The sequence below is a fragment of the Pseudomonas sp. 10(2024) genome (assembly GCF_045164175.1).
In the GTDB taxonomy this organism is placed as follows: domain Bacteria; phylum Pseudomonadota; class Gammaproteobacteria; order Pseudomonadales; family Pseudomonadaceae; genus Aquipseudomonas; species Aquipseudomonas alloputida.
This window is the reverse complement of sequence record NZ_CP174006.1, coordinates 3464700-3485329: the sequence shown is the minus strand read 5'-3', so window position 1 is coordinate 3485329 and position 20630 is coordinate 3464700. Positions and strand designations below refer to the sequence as shown.

The following is a 20630-nucleotide window of genomic DNA, read 5'->3' as shown; positions in this document are numbered from 1 at the left end:
GCATGCACCTGCAGGCGGGTTTCATCAGGCAGTTCAATAACAATTTGTGATGATTGGCATCATGACAATATATTTATCATTATCAATTTCAGGTCATAGCATCTGTTGCCTGCCATCGCCTATCTCAATGAGGTCTTGATGAACCGTTCGCTTTTCGTACACCAACGCACTGCAGCCTTGCTACTGCAACACTGGCGCAGCGGTGACCTGCTGACGGAACTGCCCGCCAGCCTCAAGCCCGAGACATTGAAACAAGGCTATGACAGCCAGGACCAGTTGTTTGCCGCTGCCGCAGGCCAGCGCGCCGGGTGGAAGCTGGGCGTCGGCAGCCCGGCAGGCATGCGTGCCGGTAAGTTGTCGCGGCCCTTGATTGGCCAACTGGAAGCGGGGCGTTGCCATGCCGATGGCGCACATATCCAGCTGCCAGCGGTTACGCCGGTGACCATCGAATGCGAAATTGCCTTCGTGCTGGACCGGGATATTCCTCCGCAAGCCGGGCGCGTACCGGTGAGTGAGGATATTCGCGCCACGTGCATCACCTTTGAAGTGGTGCGTTCGCGCTTTGTCGACCGCAAGGCTGTCGGCTGGCCAAGTTTTGTGGCTGACAACGTGGGGTTTGAAGCATTGGTGGTCGGCAATAGCCTGGGCGCCGGTATCAATGTGCCGTTGCTCGCCGACCTGGCCGAAACCACCGAGGTGCATGTGGATGGTCAATGGCGCGCCGGTGGCTTGTCTGGCGATGCGGCCACCGACCCGCTGGTGTCGCTGGCTCACCTGTACGCGCACGCTGCCGAGCGTGGCCAGACCCTGAAGGCCGGGGATGTCGTGACCACCGGGGCCATGTGCCAGCCGTTCGACTTGCATGAAACAGGCCACCAGGTCAGCGCCAGGTTCCTTGGCCAGGCCCTGACGTTCACGCTGTAACGGCCGACCATTGCTCGAACGCTGCCTGCATTCTTTGCCGGGTCTGTGGGTCGGCGGGGATCAGGTGTTCGATGCGCAGTGACTGCACGGTGACATCCTGCGGCATGCCAAAGGTGGTGAACGTGGACAGGAACCGCAGCTCACCATACGGGGTGTTCACGCGGGTCAGCAGCAGAGGGGTGGCTGTCGTCATCTGGCACGGGCTTGCCGGGGCCGGCAAGTCGCGCAAGCGCGCTGCCAGTGCCGGATTGCCTGCGGCCTCCCTGGAGGCACGTTGCCAGGCAGCAGCGCGGATTTCCGGCGCGTTGGCCAGGTGATCACCCAGACCACCGGGGCACAGCAGTGTCTGCAGCAGGTTGAGGCCGGTTGCCGGCTGTGCGCTGACACCGGCCATCGCCAGCAGCAGCCCGGTACTGGCGTTGGCGGCGATGACGTCCCAGTGGCTGTCGATGACGATCGCCGGAGCGGGGTTGTTCACCTGCAGAATATGCTCGATGGCAGTATTCACCAAGGCCAGTTCAGGCGCATCGAGCGGCGTGGCGGCGTAGCGGGGTGCGTATCCTGCAGCAACGAACACTTCGTTGCACCGCTCCAGCGGCGCATCCAGGGCCGAGAGGAGGGCATGCAACGTGCCTGGGCTGGCTTTGGCGCGTCCTGTTTCCACGCAGCTCAGATGACGCTGCGACAGCCCCGTCAGCAGCGCCAGTTCCAGCTGGCTGAGGTTGGCCTGACGGCGCAGTTCGCGAAGATGCTGGCCCGCTGAGATATGCGGGGCAGGGGTGCTGCGATGGAACAGATGCTGATTCATGCGTTGCCCTGATCGTCCTTGAGTGCAATGTCCATGACCTCACGGGTCATTGAGTGCAAGCAACCCTATCACTACTGTGCCGGCAAACCCTATCAAGGAGAGCTATATGGGCTTGCGTATCTGCGCGCTGGCAATACTGGTGCTGTTTTCGCTGTATACCGGCTGGACGATGCTGATTGCCGAGCAATCGCTGCTGGCATTCGGGCTGGCACTGCTGGCGCAGGCGGACACGGCCCAGGTGGTCATCGACCTGTACCTGATGGCCGGGCTGGCCGGTTGCTGGATGGTGAGAGACAACCGCATGCGCGGCAGAGCCGGCATCGCGGTGCTGCCTTACCTGCTGCTGACCGTCGTGTTCGTTTCGCTGGGGCCGTTGCTGTACCTGGTGATCAGAGGCGTTGCCGAGGGGCGCCAGCCATGAGCAGTGCCTTGCAGGTTTATGCGCTGTGTGTGGTGGTGCTGTTCCTCAAGATGTTCCTGGTTTCCTGCTATCAGGGCTATCACCGCTTGCGCTTCGTCGCGTTCACCAACCCGGAGGACGCTGCCGTGTTCAGGCGCATCGCCCTGGCCGCAGAACGCCCGCAGGTGATACGTGCTGCCAAGGTTTGGGCCAACGACCTGGAGAACATTCCCATGTTCTTTGCCCTCGGCGGGCTGGCTGTTGCGCTGGAAGCCGCCACGCTACCGGTGCTGTGGCTGAGTGTGGTGTTCACGGTTGCCAGGGTCCTGCACACGCTGGCCTACCTGCGGGGTTTGCAGCCCTGGAGAACGTTGTTCTATGGCATCGGGGTCATTTGCCTGATGGGATTCTGCTTACTCATCACCGCGAGAATAGGCGGCTGAACCAAAATATTGCATGAGTCATCTTGATGCTTTCACATAGCAGTACTAATACTTAAGCACTGCCGAAGGGGATGATCATGCAGACACGCTTCGTTGTGGTTCCCGCAGTGCCACTCAAGAAAGAGGCTTATCCTCGGCGGCTTGGCTTTCCTGCCGCACTGGGGGAGGGTTACGACCTCTACGACACCCAGGACAAGATGCGTCTGAGCCTGAACTTTTCCACCCGTGCCCAGGCTGAGTTCGAATGTGCATGCCGCAACCGCTGTGGGGATGGCGGTGATACAGGTCTCGCCGGTATCGGTTGATCGCCTGCAGTGGCCAGGTTCCTGATGCTGCGTTGCATGGTCTATCGACACCTTCAAGCGTTTGCGTCGAGGCTGGAGCCGTTTCAGGGTTCCGGCTGGGCGCGTGATGGCACAGTCAATAAGCTCTACCGCGCGGCCTGCCATTCAATAGTCACAAAGTTGTAACGCAGCTGATGCAAAGTGTGCCGGCCATCACATGGAGCACATTTTGATGAAACGCCTGATGAAGTCTGCTGCACTCGCCGTTGCCGTTTCCCTTTGCGCCACCTCGGCAGCCTTTGCTGCAGAAAACGTTCGGTTGACCGGTTCGGGCGCCAGCTTCCCTGCACCGATCTACCTGACCTGGTTCAAGGACTTCAGCAAGAACACGGCTGGCGTCACCGTCGATTACCAGTCCAAGGGCAGCGGCGCGGGCGTTCAGGACTTCCTGAACAAGACCGTCGACTTCGCCGCCAGCGACTCGGCCATGAGCGAAGCAGACATTGCCAAGGTTGGCGAAGGCGTGCAGTTGCTGCCAATGACCGCCGGTGAAATCGTCCTGGCTTACAACCTGCCGGGCAACCCTAAAGGTCTGAAGCTGCCGCGCGACGTCTACTCCAATATCTTCCTCGGCAAGATCACCCAGTGGAACGACCCGCAAATCGCGGCGGCCAACCCTGACCTGAAGCTGCCTGCCACCCCGATCACCGTGGTCGTGCGTGCCGACTCCAGCGGCACCACTGCCGTCTTCACCAAGCACCTGTCGGCCATCAACGCTGACTTCAAGCAAGGGCTGGGCGAAGGCAACACCGTCAACTGGCCGGCCACCGACAAGTTCATCAAGTCGCCGAAGAACGACGGCGTAACCGCCACCGTCCGCCAGACCCCGGGCGCCATCGGCTACATCGAATACGGCTTCGCCAAGCTGGCCAAGGTCGACTTCGCCATGTTGCAGAACAAGGCTGGCCAATACGTCGTGCCGAATGCCGAGAGCGGTGCCGAAGCACTGGCTGCGGTGAACATGCCGGAAAACCTGGTGGCCTGGCTGCCTGACCCGGACGGTGCCAAGTCCTACCCGATCACTTCCTATACCTGGATGATTTTCCGCAAGGACAACGGCAACCCGGAAAAAGCCAAGGCCATGCGTGAAATGGTCGAGTACAGCCTGACCAAAGGCCAGACCATCGCCGACTCGATGGGTTACATCCCGCTGCCGCCGTCGGTAGTCGACCAGGTGCGTAAAGCGTCCGCCAACATCCAGTAATACCCAGGCGCTCCCGGTATTGGCATGAAGCCATGCCGGGGGTGTTTGTCCCTTGTCCCGGAACTCGCCAATGAACACTCCTTTTGCCATACCGGATAACCCCGACTCCGCGTGCCAGCCACCGTCTGCGAAAGACTTTCTGGTCGATCGCACCTTCCGTGCGCTTGCGCGCATTGGCGTGGTGCTGGTGCTGGCGCTGGTCTTCGCGCTGGTCTACGAAGTCGGCCGCAAGGCACTGCCTGGGATTGAAAAGCACGGTTTTGACGTGTTGTTCGGCAGCGTCTGGGACGTTAACCAAGGCAAGTACGGTATTCTGCCAGCGATCTGGGGTACGCTTTACAGCGCCTTGATCGCCCTGTTGATCGCCGGTTTCTTCGGCGTCAGCATGGCCATTTTCCTGACCCAGGATTTCCTTCCGGCCAAGCTTGCCGCGGTGTTTCGCACCATCGTCGAGTTGCTCGCCGCCATCCCCAGCGTGGTGTACGGCCTGTGGGGCATCTATGTGGTCATCCCGGCGATTCGCCCGCTGACCGCCTGGCTGAACAGCGAGCTGGGCTGGATCCCGTTTTTCGGCACCTCCCTCAGTGGCCCAGGCCTGCTGCCTGCGGCGCTGGTACTGGCGATCATGATCCTGCCGACCATCGCGGCGGTTTCCCAGGATGCGCTGACCAGCGTACCGATGAAAACCAAGCAGGCTGCCTACGGCATGGGTACCACCCACTGGGAAGCCATCCTCAAGGTGATGGTGCCCTCGGCGGCTACCGGCATCTTCGGCTCGCTGGTACTGGGCCTGGGCCGTGCACTCGGTGAAACCATGGCGCTGGCCATGCTGGTCGGCAACGCCAACACCATTTCCCTGTCCTTGTTCGCACCGGCCAACACCCTGGCGGCGCTGCTGGCGCTGAACTTCCCGGAAGCCGGGCCGAACGAGGTCGAAGTGCTGATGTACGCGGCACTGGTACTGATGTTCATCACCCTGCTGGTGAACGTCCTCGGCTCGATGATCATGCTCTACGCCCAGCGTGGTAACAAACAATGACTGACCTGACGACCCCTGTAGCCGCGTTGCCCAGCCTGCAGCGCAAGCTGGAAGGCCGCGCCCTGCGCAGCCTGGTATTGACCACCCTGGCATGGTTCGCGGCACTGGTGGCCAGCGTGCCGCTGATTTCCGTGCTGTACATGCTGATCACCCGCGGTGGCGCACGGCTCAACCTGGAAGTGTTCACCGAACTGCCACCTACCGGTTTCGAAATGGGCGGCGGCTTCGGCAACGCCATGGCCGGTACCTTCGTCATGGTCGGCATTGCCGCCGCCATCGCCGTTCCGGTCGGTATTTTGGCCGCCGTGTTCCTCGCCGAGCTCGGCCCGGACAGCAAGCTGGCCAATGCCGCGCGCTTTGCCGCCAAGATGCTCACTGGCCTGCCATCGATCCTGGCCGGGGTGTTTGCCTACGCCCTGGTGGTGATGACCACCGGTACCTACTCGGCACCGGCAGGCGGCGTGGCGCTGGCGGTGCTGATGCTGCCGATCGTGGTGCTGACCGCCGAAGAGTCGATGAAGATGGTGCCCAAGATCATGAAGGACGCCGCCTACGGCATGGGTTGCACCCGCGCCCAGGTCGTCTGGAAGATCGTGCTGCCTACCGGCCTGCCGGCCATCCTCACCGGCGTCATGCTGGCCGTGGCCCGCGCCGCTGGCGAAACCGCGCCACTGCTGTTCACCGCATTGTTCAGCAACTACTGGATCTACCACGACGGCGACCTGGCGGTGATGAACCCCACAGCCTCGCTTGCGGTACTGATCTACAACTTCTCCGGCATGCCGTTCGACAACCAGCTGGAGCTCGCCTGGGCGGCCTCGCTGGTGCTGGTAATGATCGTGCTGGTCATCAACATTTTGAGCCGAGTCTTCGGCAAGCCCAAGTATTGAGAAAGGGAGCATCCAACTTGAACGTATCCACTGCGCAAAGAGCCGCTCCCATGGTCAGCGAAGCCCCCATCGTCATGGACTGCAAGCTCGACAAGATTTTCTACGGTAACTTCATGGCCGTGCGTGACAGCCATGTACCGATCAGGAAAAACGAGATCACCGGTTTCATCGGCCCTTCGGGCTGCGGCAAGAGTACCGTGCTGCGTAGCTTGAACCGTATGAATGACCTGGTGAAGGGCTTCCGTTTCGAAGGCCATGTGCACTTTCTTGGGCAGGATGTCTACGGCAAGGGCGTCGACCCTGTTGTAGTGCGCCGCTATATCGGCATGGTGTTCCAGCAGCCCAACCCGTTCTCGATGAGCATCTTCGACAATGTGGCCTTCGGCCTGCGCCTGAACCGCTACAAAGGCGACTTGGGCGATCGCGTGAAGCACGCCTTGCAAGGCGCCGCGCTGTGGGACGAAGTGAAGGACAAGCTCAAGGTCAGCGGGCTGTCGCTGTCCGGTGGCCAGCAGCAGCGCCTGTGTATCGCCCGTGCCATCGCCACCGAGCCGGAAGTGCTGTTGCTGGACGAGCCCTGCTCGGCACTCGACCCGATTGCCACCCGCCGCGTGGAGGAGCTGATGGTCGAGCTGAAAAAGGACTACACCATCGCCCTGGTGACCCATAACATGCAGCAGGCGATTCGTGTGGCCGACACCACCGCTTTCTTCTCGGTGGATATTTCCCAGGGCACCCGCACCGGCTACCTGGTCGAGATGGGCCCGACCGCGCAGATTTTCCAGAACCCGCGCGAGCAGCTGACCAGCGACTACATCAGCGGCAAGTTCAGCTAAACCCTGCAAGCTCAAGGTGGGCGGGTGTTGCAGCCAGGAAGGTTGCAACACCCGGCCGCGTTACCTTCCGTTAAAGTGTTACCCGGGATTACCAATGCGAGCGACGCGTCGTCTTGATCTGTCAGCGGTAGAGCGCGCACTGCGCGAGGTGCAGGGCCGTTTTGCCGAACTCAGCCAGCATTTCACCGAACCGCGGGACCCGTTTACCGACGAGGTGCTGCTGAATGTGGTTGAAGGCTATGCGCTGATTGACGACTATGTCGCTCGCGGTATCGACCTGTTCGACCTGCAACAGCTGAACCTGATGCTGGAAATCAATGCCACCGTGCTATGCGGCAGCGATCCGGCCCGTCGCCTGGAATTCGCCCCGCACCTTGCGGCAACCGAAGCGCACTTTTTCAACAACGTGGAAGGTGGCATCAAGGATTTGTACAACTGGTACTGCGCGTACCGCAGCGATTCCATCTGGAAGCGGGCAGCGGGTGTGTATGTACGGATCCTCAGCAAGCCGCAGCTGTTCATCGAAGGCAACAACCGCACGGGTTCGCTTATTGTCAGCTATTTGCTGATGCGTGCCGGGCTGCCGCCATTCGTGCTGTCGCTGGACAACGCCGAGGGTTACTTCAACCCGTCCTCGGTCATACGCAACTCCGCCAAACACGGTGTCAAGGCTTTGTACGAACTCCCCAAGATCAAGAAAAAGTACGCCGCTTTCCTGGAAGCGAAAGCACCTGAGCCCGGCAAGTTCTTCCTGAACGGCGCGCCCGTGCCTGCCTGCGAGGGGAGCCGCTGATGCAAGGTTCATCCCTGTTCGCACGAGGGCGGCAAGCCATCGAACGCAAGCTCAAGCGTGGCCAGGTACGCATTTCGTTCGATATCGACGACACGCTGGCCTGCCTGCCCGAACACGCCGCCGTCGAGGACAGCAAGCTGCCGGGTTTCGTCCATCGCTGGCTGGGTGAGCCCCTGCGCAGCGGCACCCGCGAACTGATCCGCGACCTGCGCCGCCAGGGCTGCAGCATCTGGATCTACACCTCCTCGGGGCGTACCCCGGCTTACATCCGCCGGTGGCTGATGCTTTACGGCATTCATGTCGATGGCGTGGTCAACAGCGGTCGGCACCAGCACATCCTGGCCCAGCGCGGGCTGGAAAACTCACCCTCCAAGCTGCCTTCGGCTTTTGATATCGACCTGCACGTGGATGATTCCGAAGGTGTGCGCCTGGAAGGTGTCGACCACGGTTTCCGCGTGGTGGTGGTGTGCCCGAAGGATGAGCACTGGGCGCAGAAGGTGAAGGATGCGGTGGTGGATGTGCAGGCACGGCTGGCCTGGCAGCAACCGCACCGCTATGAGATGCCCGCTTGCCAGCGTCCGCAGGCACTGGCTTCCTGAAGCCAGGAGATTCCGCTCAGACAATGTAATGGGGGCTGCTTTGCAGCCCTTCGCGGGCTCGCCCGCTCCCACAGGGGTCGTGGATATCCTGAAATTGGGAGCGGGCGAGCCCGCGAAGGGCCGCAAGGCGGCCCCGGTTCATTCAATCGTATTGATACCCGCCTACCACCCCTACCTGAGCCATAAGTCTCGAACCAGGACCCAAGCAGGTACCGGGACCAAATCACCGGGCCGCACCCTCCCGCCCCAAAGCACTCGCCACCCCACGCCAAAGCAGCGTTCCTGGCAATTTGCCGCCTTCTGATAATCGCCTCCGACATCCCGTCCCCGTTTGGAGCGCGCCATGCACAACAACAATAAGCACCTGCCGCCTCGTTTTCTCGCAGCCGCCATCGCCAGCTTTTCTGCGCTTGGCCTGAGCAGCGTCGCCGAAGCCGAGATCATGCTGTACGACAAGGACCAGACGACGTTTTCCACCGATGGCTATATCAACGCCTTCTACGTCAACAGCGAGGTCGACCGTGAGGGCGAGCAGTTTGACCGCCGCCAGTCGCGGGTGAAGATGGGCTTCTTGCCCAACTACCTCGGCTTCAACATGGGCAAGCAGGTGGATGACCTGAAGCTCGGCGCCCGTGCCTCGTTCTGGGTAACCATCAACGACAGTGAAACCAACGGCACCGACACCGCCATCGACGTGCGCCAGTTCTATGGCACGGTGGCCAACCCCGAGTGGGGCGAGGTGCTGATCGGCAAGGACTTCGGGCTGTTCGCCCGTTCCAACATCCTGCTCGACGAACTGCTGGCCGGCTATGGCCAGGTCAGCGACACCCTGGGGCTGGTGGACGGCGGCGGGGTGTCGTTCGGCAACATTGGCAGTGGTTACCCATACCCGTTCCCTACCTCGCAGATCACCTACCGTACGCCAGTGATGGAGGGCTTGCGGGTGGCGGTGGGCATCATGGACCCGGTGGACACCAACGACAGCAGCCCGACCGGAAAGGCCTACCAGGAAAACCCACGCACCGAGAGCGAGATCACCTACCAGTTCGACCTGGGTGGGGCGCAGATCTACAGCTGGGTCAACGGCAGTTACCAGACCTCGGACAATACTGACTCCACGGTAGAAACGATCACTTCCAAGGGGGTGGGTTACGGGGTGCAGGCAAAGATGGGCGGCTGGTCGCTGACCGGCTCGGGGTTCCAGGCCAAAGGCATCAACCCGTTCTTCACCAACAATGCCGGCGAACCGGTTTTGCGCAACGTCGACAGTGATGGCTACCTGCTGCAGGGCTCGTACAAGTTCGGCAAGAACCGCGTGGCGCTGTCCTATGGCAAGACCAAGGACGATGGCAACGGTGCGGTTGGCAGCGGCGCGGACTACGAGACACGGGGTGTGGCGCTGTTCCATGACATCAACGACAACCTGAAACTGGTTGCCGAGTACAACCAGTTTTCCATCGACGGGCATGACACCAGTGCGCAGAACGAAGACACCGATACCTTTGCGGTGGGCGCGGTGTTGACCTGGTAAGCGGCCGGGGCCGCAAGGCGGCCCCGAATGACACGGTCTTTTACGCCCATGGAACCGCCCACCCGCTACCCAAGTAGCATTCGTCACCCACCACCCGCTCCTTAAACTGATCACTCAGCCACCCCGTGCCGGAGACCACGATGCAGCAGGCTCATAACGACGGTGTGGTCAGTGCCATGTCTCAGGCTACCGACGCACGGCTGGCCGCTCAGGACCTGGCGCGGCAGTTGCTGCACCCGCACCTGGGTTTCGTGTTGTTCTTCTGCTCCGCCGAATACGACTTGCAGGCTTTGGGCGAAGCATTGGAACAGGACTTTGGCGGCATACGCCTGGTCGGCTGCACCAGCGCCGGTGAAATCACCCCGCTGGGCTACGGCCGCAATTGCGTGACGGCGGTGGGCTTCGATCACCGGCACTTTTCGATCGCCACCGCGTTGATCGATGAAATGGAGCGCTTCAGCTTGATCGACGCGCAGCAGATGGTCGAGCGGCTGGTCGGCACCTGCCGCAGCAATACCCTGGCGCCAATCAAGGGCCACAGCTTTGCACTCACGCTGCTCGATGGCTTGTCCAGCCGCGAGGAGATGGTGCTTGCCGCACTCAGCGCAGCACTGGGGGATATCCCGCACTTCGGCGGCTCGGCCGGTGACGACAACTACCTGAACCGCACCCATGTGTATTACGGCGGTGCATTCCACAACGGCGCAGCCGTGGTGGTGCTGGTCAACACCTGGCTCGACTTCGAAGTGTTCACCACGCATCACATCCTGCCGCGCCAGGAAAAGCTGGTGGTAACCGGTGCCGACAGCGCCCAGCGCCGGGTTTTCGAACTGAATGCCGAGCCGGCGGCCGAGGAATATGCCCGCCACATCGGTGTGCCCGTGGCTGCGCTCGATCACCGGGTGTTCGCCGCCCACCCGCTGGCCGTGCGCATTCATGATCAGTACTACGTGCGGGCGATTCAGCAAATGCACCCTGACCTCAGCTTGAGCTTCTACTGCGCGGTGGAGAACGGCATCGTGCTCACGGCCATGACCCCGGGCCCGCTGTTGCCGAACCTGCACCAGCTGTTCGATGGCCTGCACCAGCGTCTCGGACCATTGTTGCTGACCATCGGTTGTGATTGTTTCCTGCGGCGGCTGGAACTGGAGGCCCACCACGGCCTGGAGCCGGTCGGCGCGTTCCTGCGCGAGCAACGGGTGATTGGCTTCAACACCTACGGAGAACAGTTCAATGGCATGCACATCAACCAGACCTTCACCGGGGTCGCCATTGCCCGCAACCGGCCTCCTGTCGGTCGCTGAACTGCAGGCCGAGCTGACCCGGCTGCAGCATCAGAACCACAAGCTGCAGCGCATCAATGACGCACTGATCGAGCGCATCGAGTCGGGCGTGACCCGGGGCAACGACCCATACGCCGCGTTCCAGCATTCGGTGGTGCTGGCCGAGCAGGTGCGCGAACGCACCGATGCGTTGAACCAGGCCATGGCCGAGCTCAAGGCCGTCAACCGCCTGCTCAGCGAGGCCCGGCAGCGGGCCGAGACGGCCCACCAGCACCAGATTCGCCTGATTACCGACAACGTACCGGCACTGATCGCCTACCTGAACGCCGATCTGGTCTACGAATTCACCAACAAGGTTTACGAAGAGTGGTATTGCTGGCCGCATGGCGTGATGCTGGGCCAGAGCCTGCGCGAGGCCCACAGCGAGCAGCACTACCAGCGCCTGGAAGGCTATGTGGCGCGGGCGCTGGCGGGGGAGAGCGTGACGTTCGAGTTCGCCGAGACCAATATCAACGGGCAGGAACGCTACATGCTGCGTTCTTACGTACCGAACCGCCTGGCCAGTGGCGAAGTGGTGGGCATCTTCGTGCTGATCCGCGACATCACCGAGCGCCGCAATACCGCACAGGCGTTGCACCAGGCGTATCAGCACCTGGAGCAACGGGTGCGCGAGCGCACTGCCGAACTGACCAGCCTCAACGACCAGTTGTTGCGCGAAATCGAAGAGCGCAGCCAGGCCGAGTCGCGTCTGCGCGAGGCCAAGCGCGAGGCCGAGCAGGCCAACCTGTCGAAAACCAAGTTCCTTGCTGCGGTCAGCCATGACCTGCTGCAACCGCTGAACGCGGCGCGGCTGTTCACCAGTGCGTTGCTCGAGCGCGACGAGCCGCAAAACGCTGCCCACCTGGTGCGTAATGTCAGCAATTCGCTGGAGGATGTAGAAAACCTGTTAGGCACGCTGGTGGATATTTCCAAGCTCGATGCTGGCGTGATCAAGGCCGATGTCGCCCCGTTCGCCCTCCACGAACTGATGGACAACCTGGCTGCCGAATACGCCCAGGTGGCGCGTAGCGAAGGGTTAGAGCTGCATTTTGTGGGGTGTTCTGCCGTCGTGCGCAGTGACATCCAGCTGCTGGCGCGCATCTTGCGCAACCTGCTCAGCAATGCCATCCGCTACACCCGCAGCGGGCGCGTGGTGCTGGGGTGTCGGCGCCTGCGCGGTGGCGTGCGGATTGAAGTTTGGGACAGCGGCATCGGCATTGCCGAAGAACACCTGGAAGACATGTTCCTGGAGTTCAAGCGGGGTGATGTGCAGCGCCCGGACCAGGACCGTGGCCTGGGCCTGGGCCTGGCAATCGTGGAGAAGATCGCCGGCATCCTCGGCCACCGGATCCGTGTGCGTTCATGGCTGGGCAAGGGCTCGGTGTTCGCTGTCGAGGTGCCGCTGAGCGCCACTGCACCCAAGGCCCAGCCGAGCCAGGCGATCTGCGAGCCGATGCTCGAACGCCTGCGCGGGGCGCGGGTGTGGGTGCTGGATAACGATGCGGCGATTTGCGCGGGCATGCGCACCTTGCTGGAAGGTTGGGGCTGCCGGGTGGTCACTGCGCTGTCGGAGGAAGACCTGGCGCGCCAGGTGGACAACTACCACGCCGAGGCCGACCTGCTGATTGCCGACTACCACCTGGACAATGACTGCAATGGTGTCGACGCCGTAGCCCGGATCAATGCCCGCCGCGCCCAGCCGCTACCGGCGCTGATGATCACTGCCAACTACAGCAACGATCTCAAGCAGCAGATCCGCGAGCTGGGTCACACACTGATGCACAAGCCCGTACGGCCGATGAAGCTCAAGACGGCGATGAGCCATCTACTGGCGAGTGGCGTGGCATAGCGGTTGGCCGCTTCGCGGGTTTACCCGCGAAGCGCCCGGAACAGGTCAACGGCGCAGATAATCAGCAAAATCGATATCGCCAGCACTGAGGATAGCTTGTACCCGATTGTGCACATTGAGCTTGCGCAAGATCGCCGAAACGTGGGCCTTGACTGTGGTTTCGGCGATGTCCAGCGTGTAGGCGATCTGCTTGTTCGATTCGCCTTTGGTCATGCGCTCGAGCACCAGCAGTTGCTTGCGGGTCAGGGCCTGGAGCATTTCCGGCGGGAAGCTCGGGGCATCGTTATGGCGCCGGCTGGTACTGCTTTTTTGCGCGCGGATGATGTCTGGCGGCAGGTAGACGTTGCCATTGAGGATCTGCTCGATCGCTTCGATCATCTGTGAGCGTGGCGACGACTTGGTGATGAAGCCCACGGCACCGTAGGTAATGGCCTGCAGCACGATCTGCTTTTCCTGCTCGGCCGAAACGATGACCACCGGCGTGGTCGGCGCCTCGTTGCGCAGGGTGATCAGGCCGTTGAGGCCGTGCATGCCGGGCATGTTCAGGTCGAGCAGGATCAGGTCGAGGTCGTCATGCGCCTGGGTCAGGGCCAGGGCGCTTTCAAGGTCGGCGGTCTCCATGACCTCGCTGCCCTGGAAACCATCGCTGATGACATTGTGGATGGCTTCGCGAAACAGGGGGTGATCGTCGGCAATCAGAATTTTGTACATGGCCTTTTCACCTTGTTTTTATTGGATGGAGCGGGGCACGCATACGCAGGCATTTCAGGGGAACGGCACCGGTTGTGCCGGCTGCAATGGCAGGTTGGCTTGCTGCCAGGCATCCAGGCCGTCGCGGTACCAATACAGGTTGTTATAGCCCAAGGCTTTCGCGCGTTTTACCGCGTTCCAGCTTAACCAGCAATCGGAGCGGCAGTAAAAGACCAAAGGTTGGTCCGGGTGCCCGGCCGTGGCTTTTTGCAGGTTGCGCACGAAGTAGTCCTGCCAGGCCGGGTTCAGTTCGCCGTCGCCGGTGTTGGCCAGCCACAGGCTGCCGGGGAGGTTGCTGTGCGGTTCGTCTTCGATGAAGCGACCTTGCAGCCATTGACGGCGATAGACGTCGATCAGCACCGGCCGGGGCGTCTGGCCCAGCAGGCCTTGCAATGTGGCGGTGTCGACGACCTGGCCGCCTTCGACCTGTTGCGGGGTCGGGCTGCGATAGTGCGTGGTGCGATAGCCGTCGGCGGAGAACAGCGGCGCCGTGTCAGCCTGGGCGATACCTAGCGTCAGGCTCAGCGAAAGTACCGCCAGCAAAGGGCGTGGCAGCCGGGGCAGGGCACGTGGCATGGCGGTTTTTCCTTTTTGTTATGGACTCATTACATGCCAGTGGCGGTGCTTTGTGAATGCGACGATAGACAGTAAATGCAGTACTAAAGTAGTAGATGGCCGGGCGCCTGAAGGCATGGAGACGCCCAAGGTGCGGGGGCAACTGTCTTGCTCAATTTCTGAAAGCTGGCGCGATCCGTGTGGGAGCGGCCTTGCGTCGCGAAAGGGCCGCAAAGCGGCCCCCGATTTCAGCTGCACCGCACACATGGCCGGGGCTGCTGCGCAGCCCAATCGCGACACAAGGCCGCTCCCACACACTATCCGCGTTACACGCCAGGTTTCAGCGCGGCTTGCGCAGCGCTGCATGCTGGGGGTTGAAGGTGAGGATCGCCAGCAGGGTGAACAGCCCGGTCAAGCCCAGGCACACTGCCAGCGCCAGCAGGTTCAACCGCTCATAAAGTGCAAACCGCACCAGCTCTACGGCATGGGTGAACGGGTTCACAGCACACAGCCAGTACAACCACTGGCTGGCCTCGCGCATTTTCCACAACGGGTACAGCGCCGACGACAGGAAGAACAGCGGGAAGATCACGAAGTTCATCACCCCGGCAAAGTTCTCCAGCTGGCGGATTGCGTTCGACAGCAACAAGCCCAAGGCGCTGAGCATGAAGGCCACCAGTAGCAATGCCGGCAGGGCCATCAGCAAGCCCGCATCCGGTGGCTGTACCCCGTATAACCAGGCGATGGCGAGGAAGGCATAGACTTGCAGCAGGGAAATCAATGAAGTTGCCAGCAGTTTGCTGCCCAGCAGGAACGGGCGCGGCAGCGGGCTGGTCAGCAACACGCGCATACTGCCCATCTCGCGGTCGTAGACCATCGACAATGAGCCCTGCATGCCGTTGAACAGCAGAATCATGCAGGCCAGGCCGGGGATGATGTACACCTCGTAGGGGATGTAGGTGTCGTAGGGTTCGATGATGGCAATGCCCAGCGCTGCGCGAAACCCGGCAGCGAATACCAGCAACCACAGCAGCGGGCGCACCAGCGCGCTGAGCAGGCGTGTACGCTGCAGCACGAAGCGCAGCCATTCGCGCAGCATGATGCCGTTGAAACATTGCCAGTAAGCGTTCATCGGGCGTTGGCTCCTGAGGGGGCGTTGGTCAGGCGGGCAAAGGCGTGATCGAGGTCACCGCCGTGCTCAAGGCTCAGCGCATCGGCGGTGCCACTGGCCACCAGGCGCCCCTGATGCAGAATCAACAGGTCATCGCTGGGCTGCACTTCGTCCAGCAGGTGAGTGGCCCACAACACACTGAGCTGCTGCTCGCGGCACAACCGGCGCAGGTGCTGGTTAAGCGCCAGGCGGCTGGCCGGGTCGAGGCCGACGCTGGCTTCGTCCAGTAGCAGCAGGCGCGGTTCATGCAGCAGCGCGCGGGCAATTTCCACCCGCCGCCGATGGCCGATGTTCAGCTCACGCACACGATCGCGCCGGCGTTCACCAAGGCCTTGGCGGGCCAGTTCGGCCTCGACCCGCAGGTTGCTCTGGCGCCGCGACAGGCCATGCAAGGCGGCGTGGTAGCGCAGGTTCTGCTCAACGCTCAGGTCCAGGTCCAGGGTGCTTTGCTGAAACACCACACCCAGCTGGCGCAAGGCCGGGCGTGCAGCGTTGCGTAGCGAGCAGCCGCACACGCGGATGTCGCCATGCTGCAGGTCGTACAGGCGCGTGAGCAGGGCGATCAAGGTCGACTTGCCGGCACCATTGGGGCCCAGCAATGCGGCGAAGCGCCCGGGTGCCAGGCTGAAACCGACCTGCCGGAGTGCCTCGCGCTGGCCATAGGCAAAGCTCACGTCACTGACGTCGAGGGCGTTCATGGTGTCACCACCACGCCCCAGGGGTAGCGCCCGACCTTCACCGACTTGAGCACTTTGAGCTGCTTCGCATCGATGACCGAAACGTCACCGCTGACACCGTTGGTGGCCAGCAACTGGCGCTGATCCGGGGTGAATGCCAGCTGCCAGACCCGCCGCCCGACCAGCAGGTAGTCGAGCACATCAAAGGTCTTGGCATCGATCACCGCCACGTGATTGGCCGGGCCCAAGGCGACGAAGGCGTACTTGCCATCGGCGCTGAGCTTGATGCCCACTGGCTGGACTTTGTCCGGGTGCACGCCCTTGATCTGGAAGTTCAGGGTTTTCAGCACCTGGCGCGTGGCCACGTCGAGTATGGTCACCGTGCCGCCGATTTCTGCCGAGGCCCACAGGCGCGAACCGTCTTTGCTGAACTCGACGAAGCGCGGGCGCTGGTCGACCAGCGTGCTGTCGGCCAGGGTCTGGGTGCTGGTGTCGATCCAGTGCAGCATGTTGGTGGTTTCGCTGGTGTTGACCGCCCACTTGCCGTCGGGGCTGACCGCCATGCCTTCGGGTTCGATGCCGACTTCGATCTGCCCGAGCACCTTGTCGGTGACGGTGTCGATCACCGTCACCAGCGCATCGTCCTCGTTTGATACATACAGCCAGCGGTCGTTGGGGTGCAGGGCGAACTGCTCGGGGTCCTTGCCGGAAGGCAGCTCCTTGATGATCTTGCGGGTGGCCACGTCCATCACCTGCACCCGGTCCGAGTCGCTGGCGCAGATGTACAGCAGCTTGCTGTCGTGTGACAGCAGCAAGCCACGCGGGCGCTGGCCCACCGGCAGGGTTTCGGTGACTTCCAGCGTTTGCAGGTCGATCAGGCTGAGGCTGTTGTCCTTCTCGTTGGAGACCCAGGCGGTGGCAGCCATGGCGTGACTGCTGGCCAGCGCCAGGGCGCCCGACAGCAGGCTGGGGTAAATCAGGGCCCGGTGGAAGAGGGGGCGGCGCATGGCGGATTCCTTATTGTTGTGGTTGTCGGGTCAGGGGTAGCTACACGTCACTTCGGGCTTGTCATAGCCCAGGCTGTCCATTTCGTTGAAGGGATGCAGGAAGCCCTCCTGCGGCGAGGTGCTGACCAGGGCGCGGGGCTGAACCAACGGGATCGGCTGGCGCAGTTCGCCGTTCCACGGGCGGTAACTGAGCTTGCGCCCCTTGAAGCCGTCCAGCGGCAACTGCTCGCTGAGCAGCAGTTGCTGAACCGCGCGAGGTTCGGCCAGGCGCAGCTTGCTGGCCGCACTGGCGACACTGCGTACAGCCATCCAGGCGGCGAAGTCACGGTCATTCATCCAGCGCCCGGCTTGGGCCTCGAAGCGTTTTTGCAACTGTGCCGCCCCGAAGGTTTCCACCGTCTTGTGCCAGCCCGTGGGGGTCAGGCCCTGGGTACCGGCCACCGGGCGTGGATACCACGTCTGGTAGGGCAGGTACTCGCCGAAGTCACCGCGCTCGTCTGCCACCAGTACCACGTCGTATTCGGCAGTCTGGGTGAACAGCGGCATGTCGGCCTGGGCGCTGCGGCGCTGGTCGTTGTCGAAGGTCCAGGTTTTCTCCGCGACCAGTTGCACGCCAAAGCGCTTCACCGACCGCCGCAGGGCAGCGGCGTAAGCCTGGTCGTCCGGGGTCTGGCCGACCACCAGCAATGCCCGTTGCCATTTGCGCAGCACCAGAAACTGCGCCAAGGCATCGGCCAGCATGGCCCGGCTCGGCAGGCTGTGCAGGACATTGCCCAGGCACTGGCTGCTGCGCAGGCTGTCGTCGGGGCTGCCGGCGTTGAACAACAGGCTGTCGGGCAGGGCGGCAGACAGCGCGCGCAGGCTGGCGGCCGGGGCATTCACCACGAACAGGCGCAGGCCTTGTTCATGCTGGGCCCTGGCGGCTTGCAGCAGGGCCTCGGGGCTGTCGACATTGGCGCTGGTCAGCTGAAATTGCTGCTTCAGGAAGCGCCCGGTGCTGTTGCTGTCGACAATGGCCAGTTCGGCACCTTGGAGCCCGGCATCGCCGGGTTCGGGGATGACGTTGGACAGCAGCGGGCCAGCGGCGGGGCGATAGCCCAGGTAGCCGATGCGTATCTGCAACGGGGCTGCGGCCTGGCCCTGAGCAGCGGGCGCCAGGGGCGTAGCCAGCGTTGCGGCCAAGGCCAGCAGGCAGGTCAAGGCAAGGTGGGCAGGCTGGCGCATAACACACTCCACGGCAGATGGCGCCAGCATAGGAAGCCCGCCGGGAGGGGGGAATATGCAGAAAGTAGCGCTCGGCCGGTACCAAGGTAGTAATTCAGTGCGCAGGCTGCAGTTTTACGATGGTCCACAACAGCCTGAGGAGAACCGCTTGTGCGCCTTGTCAACTTGTCGGCCCTGTGGCGAGTCAACCTCTGGGTCACGTTGTGCTTCGCCTTGGTGACGCTGGCTTGTGCCGGGGTGCTGTTGCACCAGGCGGTGGCCGACGTCGAGCGTGAGTTGCAGTCAGCCGAAGCCGTGGTGGCGTACCTGGGCGACACCGCCGAACGCGACCCGGCAAACCTGCAGCCCGGCTTGACCAAGAGCCTGCGCCATGTGCGGGTGCACTGGCTGGCAGCGGGTGAGGTGCCAAGGCTGCCGCAAGAGGCCGGTATGGATGCCTGGCTCGGCCGCCAGTTGTTCGGCGAGCGCTACCACAGCAGCCGGCTGCTGGACTTGAGTGATGGCCGCCGCGTGTTGATTGCCGTGGATGCGCGGGATGAAATCGATGAAGTCTGGGACTCCCTGCAACAACTGCTTGGCGTTTGTGGCCTGGCGTTGTTGCTGAGCTTGTTGACCATCCGCTGGGCGGTGCGGCGGGCCATGGGCCTGCTGGATGAACTGCTGGGTGCCTTGCACCAGGTCTCGGGCGGGCAATTGACGGCACGCCTGCGCGAAGCCGGCCTGCCGGAAGCGCGCCAGTTGGCCAAACATTTCAACCGCATGGCCGCAGCCTTGGAGCAGGCCCAGGCCGACAATGCCCAGCTGACCCAGGCCCTGCTGGCGGTGCAGGAGCAGGAGCGTACCCAGCTGGCGCAGACCCTGCACGATGATCTGGGGCAATACCTGGCAGGCATGCGTGCCCAGCTATGCCTGCTGCGTATGGTGGCCGAACAGCCTGAAGTGGTGACGCAGACGGCGCAGGCCCTTGAATTCAATTGCGAGCGCCTGCAGCAAGGTTTTCGCGCGCTGGTGCACAACTTGTATCCGGTGGCGCTGCACTACATGCCGCTGGCCGAGGCCTTCGGGCTGTTGGTGGGCCAGTGGCAGGCCAGCCAGGGTATCGAATGCCGGCTGCGGGTTGGCGAGCACTTGCCGACGCTGACTGGGCCGAGCAGAACGCATTTGTACCGCTTGCTGCAGGAGGCGTTGACCAACGTCGCCCGGCATGCCGGTGCCAGCCAGGTGCGGGTACGCCTGCAGCGCAGTCGCAAGGGCTTGCGCCTGTTCATTCGCGACAACGGCTGCGGCGCCCACCAGCCCCAGCGCCCAGGGGTAGGCCTGCACTCGATGGCCGAGCGCGCCCGCAGCCTTGGGGGGGAGTTACGCATTTTCAGCCGCCCGGGCGGTGGCTGGGCGCTGGCCCTTAACATTCCCCAGGAGGTGTGATGAATATCGTGTTGGTCGATGACCACGCCGTGGTCCGCCAGGGCTACGCCAGCTTGCTGCGGGCGGTGCTGCCATTGGTGCAGGTGCGTGAGGCCGCCAGTGGTGAAGAGGCGCTGGCCAGGGTACAGGAGCAGGTGCCCAACCTGGTGATCATGGACTTTGGCCTGCCCGGTATCAGTGGCCTGGAAACCACCCGCCGTCTGCGCCAGCGCCTGCCGCAGTTGCGGGTGCTGTTTTTCAGCATGCACGACGAGCTGCCGCTGGTGCGCCAGGCGCTGGATGCGGGGGCTTCGGGCTACCTGACCAAGAACTCTGCGCCCGAGGTGCTGATCGAGGCGGTGCAGCGGGTATTGGCCGGGCATGCCTACATCGAGCAGCCCCTGGCCACCCAGCTGGCTTGCCTGTCACAGCAAAGCACCAGTGACCCCCGGTTGCAGCGCATGACCCAGCGCGAACTGGAGATATTCACGATGCTGGCAAAGGGTACCCCGGCGCGGGTGATTGCCGAGCAGTTGTGTATCAGTGCCAAGACTGTGTCCAACCACCTGACCTTGCTCAAGAGCAAGTTGCAGGTCAGCTCGCATGCCGAACTGGTGCATCTGGGGATTGACCTGGGGGTGGTGCGGGTGGCGGGGTGAGGTATTTCACTGCACCTGTTGGGGCAGCGTCACAGCCCACCGCGCACCACGGAATGTGTCCCCCCCGACATGTGTCTACCACCGATCTGTGTGTGTAGGAGCGGGTTTACCCGCGAATACGGTAGCGGCGGCAACGGTGAATGGCTGGTGGAAATTGGCCAGCAGGCCCGGCCCTTTCGCGGGTAAACCCGCTCCTACAGG

At 62.7% G+C, this 20630-nt stretch carries 22 protein-coding genes; 15 read left to right on the top strand and 7 right to left on the bottom strand.

What is annotated here, in order from left to right:
- The first annotated feature begins 138 nt into the window (after window positions 1-138).
- A complete protein-coding gene (locus ACI7M0_RS15820) occupies window positions 139-924 on the top strand; it encodes a 2-keto-4-pentenoate hydratase (RefSeq protein WP_129932259.1) in 786 nt (261 codons plus the stop codon).
- Here ACI7M0_RS15820 and ACI7M0_RS15815 read toward each other — a convergent pair.
- A complete protein-coding gene (locus ACI7M0_RS15815; protein ID WP_010953573.1) occupies window positions 914-1732 on the bottom strand; it encodes a helix-turn-helix domain-containing protein in 819 nt (272 codons plus the stop codon). The genes ACI7M0_RS15820 and ACI7M0_RS15815 overlap by 11 nt on opposite strands.
- Window positions 1733-1838: 106 nt before the next feature.
- On the opposite strand from ACI7M0_RS15815, the gene ACI7M0_RS15810 reads away from it, so the two are divergent.
- From ACI7M0_RS15810 to ACI7M0_RS15755, 12 genes are all read left to right on the top strand, one after another.
- On the top strand, window positions 1839-2153 hold the full coding sequence (locus ACI7M0_RS15810; protein ID WP_104961974.1) for a DUF2834 domain-containing protein: 315 nt from the start codon (window positions 1839-1841) through the stop codon (window positions 2151-2153).
- Window positions 2150-2575: an MAPEG family protein gene (locus ACI7M0_RS15805; protein WP_104961973.1), complete on the top strand. Its 426-nt coding sequence runs from the start codon at window positions 2150-2152 to the stop codon at window positions 2573-2575. Before ACI7M0_RS15810 ends, ACI7M0_RS15805 begins: the two co-directional genes overlap by 4 nt.
- A 71-nt stretch (window positions 2576-2646) precedes the next feature.
- Window positions 2647-2880 (top strand): hypothetical protein, encoded by a 234-nt coding sequence (locus tag ACI7M0_RS15800; RefSeq protein ID WP_054889537.1) that lies wholly within the window; start codon window positions 2647-2649, stop codon window positions 2878-2880.
- A 211-nt stretch (window positions 2881-3091) separates the two neighbouring features.
- Window positions 3092-4123, top strand: coding sequence for a phosphate ABC transporter substrate-binding protein PstS (gene pstS / locus ACI7M0_RS15795; protein WP_003254123.1), 1032 nt, complete (start codon window positions 3092-3094; stop codon window positions 4121-4123).
- Between the two features lie 70 nt (window positions 4124-4193).
- Complete coding sequence (gene pstC, locus ACI7M0_RS15790; protein WP_004574212.1) at window positions 4194-5162, top strand: phosphate ABC transporter permease subunit PstC; 969 nt, start codon at window positions 4194-4196, stop codon at window positions 5160-5162.
- Window positions 5159-6052, top strand: a complete 894-nt coding sequence (gene pstA / locus ACI7M0_RS15785) for a phosphate ABC transporter permease PstA (RefSeq protein ID WP_129932258.1) — start codon at window positions 5159-5161, stop codon at window positions 6050-6052. Before pstC ends, pstA begins: the two co-directional genes overlap by 4 nt.
- Window positions 6053-6102: 50 nt before the next feature.
- Entirely contained in the window at window positions 6103-6888 is a 786-nt protein-coding gene (gene pstB / locus ACI7M0_RS15780) for a phosphate ABC transporter ATP-binding protein PstB (protein ID WP_003254117.1), read from the top strand.
- Window positions 6889-6982: 94 nt separating this feature from the next.
- A complete protein-coding gene (locus tag ACI7M0_RS15775) occupies window positions 6983-7681 on the top strand; it encodes a hypothetical protein (protein WP_060546581.1) in 699 nt (232 codons plus the stop codon).
- Window positions 7681-8280 carry a hypothetical protein gene (locus tag ACI7M0_RS15770; protein WP_104961971.1) on the top strand — a complete coding sequence of 200 codons (600 nt, stop codon included), beginning with the start codon at window positions 7681-7683 and terminating at the stop codon, window positions 8278-8280. The genes ACI7M0_RS15775 and ACI7M0_RS15770 overlap by 1 nt, the downstream gene beginning before the upstream one ends.
- Before the next feature lie 343 nt (window positions 8281-8623).
- Complete coding sequence (locus ACI7M0_RS15765; protein ID WP_010953581.1) at window positions 8624-9811, top strand: porin; 1188 nt, start codon at window positions 8624-8626, stop codon at window positions 9809-9811.
- Window positions 9812-9951: 140 nt separating this feature from the next.
- Window positions 9952-11115 (top strand): nitric oxide-sensing protein NosP, encoded by a 1164-nt coding sequence (gene nosP / locus ACI7M0_RS15760; protein ID WP_014591394.1) that lies wholly within the window; start codon window positions 9952-9954, stop codon window positions 11113-11115.
- Window positions 11084-12982 (top strand): NahK/ErcS family hybrid sensor histidine kinase/response regulator, encoded by a 1899-nt coding sequence (locus ACI7M0_RS15755; protein WP_129932257.1) that lies wholly within the window; start codon window positions 11084-11086, stop codon window positions 12980-12982. The genes nosP and ACI7M0_RS15755 overlap by 32 nt, the downstream gene beginning before the upstream one ends.
- A 45-nt stretch (window positions 12983-13027) precedes the next feature.
- Here ACI7M0_RS15755 and ACI7M0_RS15750 read toward each other — a convergent pair whose 3' ends face one another.
- The 6 genes from ACI7M0_RS15750 to ACI7M0_RS15725 all read right to left on the bottom strand — a co-directional run bounded on the left by ACI7M0_RS15750 (window position 13028) and on the right by ACI7M0_RS15725 (window position 18366).
- A complete protein-coding gene (locus tag ACI7M0_RS15750; RefSeq protein ID WP_003254108.1) occupies window positions 13028-13693 on the bottom strand; it encodes a response regulator transcription factor in 666 nt (221 codons plus the stop codon).
- Window positions 13694-13747: 54 nt separating this feature from the next.
- Window positions 13748-14308, bottom strand: coding sequence for a PQQ-dependent catabolism-associated CXXCW motif protein (locus ACI7M0_RS15745; RefSeq protein ID WP_064490934.1), 561 nt, complete (start codon window positions 14306-14308; stop codon window positions 13748-13750).
- A 319-nt stretch (window positions 14309-14627) separates the two neighbouring features.
- Window positions 14628-15419, bottom strand: a complete 792-nt coding sequence (locus tag ACI7M0_RS15740; RefSeq protein WP_129932256.1) for an ABC transporter permease — start codon at window positions 15417-15419, stop codon at window positions 14628-14630.
- Complete coding sequence (locus ACI7M0_RS15735; RefSeq protein WP_129932255.1) at window positions 15416-16156, bottom strand: ABC transporter ATP-binding protein; 741 nt, start codon at window positions 16154-16156, stop codon at window positions 15416-15418. The genes ACI7M0_RS15740 and ACI7M0_RS15735 overlap by 4 nt, the downstream gene beginning before the upstream one ends.
- Window positions 16153-17142, bottom strand: a complete 990-nt coding sequence (locus ACI7M0_RS15730) for a YVTN family beta-propeller repeat protein (protein WP_129932254.1) — start codon at window positions 17140-17142, stop codon at window positions 16153-16155. Before ACI7M0_RS15730 ends, ACI7M0_RS15735 begins: the two co-directional genes overlap by 4 nt.
- Before the next feature lie 30 nt (window positions 17143-17172).
- On the bottom strand, window positions 17173-18366 hold the full coding sequence (locus ACI7M0_RS15725; RefSeq protein ID WP_129932253.1) for an ABC transporter substrate-binding protein: 1194 nt from the start codon (window positions 18364-18366) through the stop codon (window positions 17173-17175).
- 150 nt (window positions 18367-18516) lie between these two features.
- Here ACI7M0_RS15725 and ACI7M0_RS15720 point away from each other — a divergent pair, with 150 nt between their 5' ends.
- Together ACI7M0_RS15720 and ACI7M0_RS15715 are read left to right on the top strand one after the other, a co-directional pair.
- Entirely contained in the window at window positions 18517-19791 is a 1275-nt protein-coding gene (locus tag ACI7M0_RS15720) for a histidine kinase (RefSeq protein WP_129932252.1), read from the top strand.
- Window positions 19791-20429, top strand: a complete 639-nt coding sequence (locus tag ACI7M0_RS15715) for a response regulator transcription factor (protein WP_003254098.1) — start codon at window positions 19791-19793, stop codon at window positions 20427-20429. The genes ACI7M0_RS15720 and ACI7M0_RS15715 overlap by 1 nt, the downstream gene beginning before the upstream one ends.
- The last annotated feature ends 201 nt before the right edge of the window (window positions 20430-20630 follow it).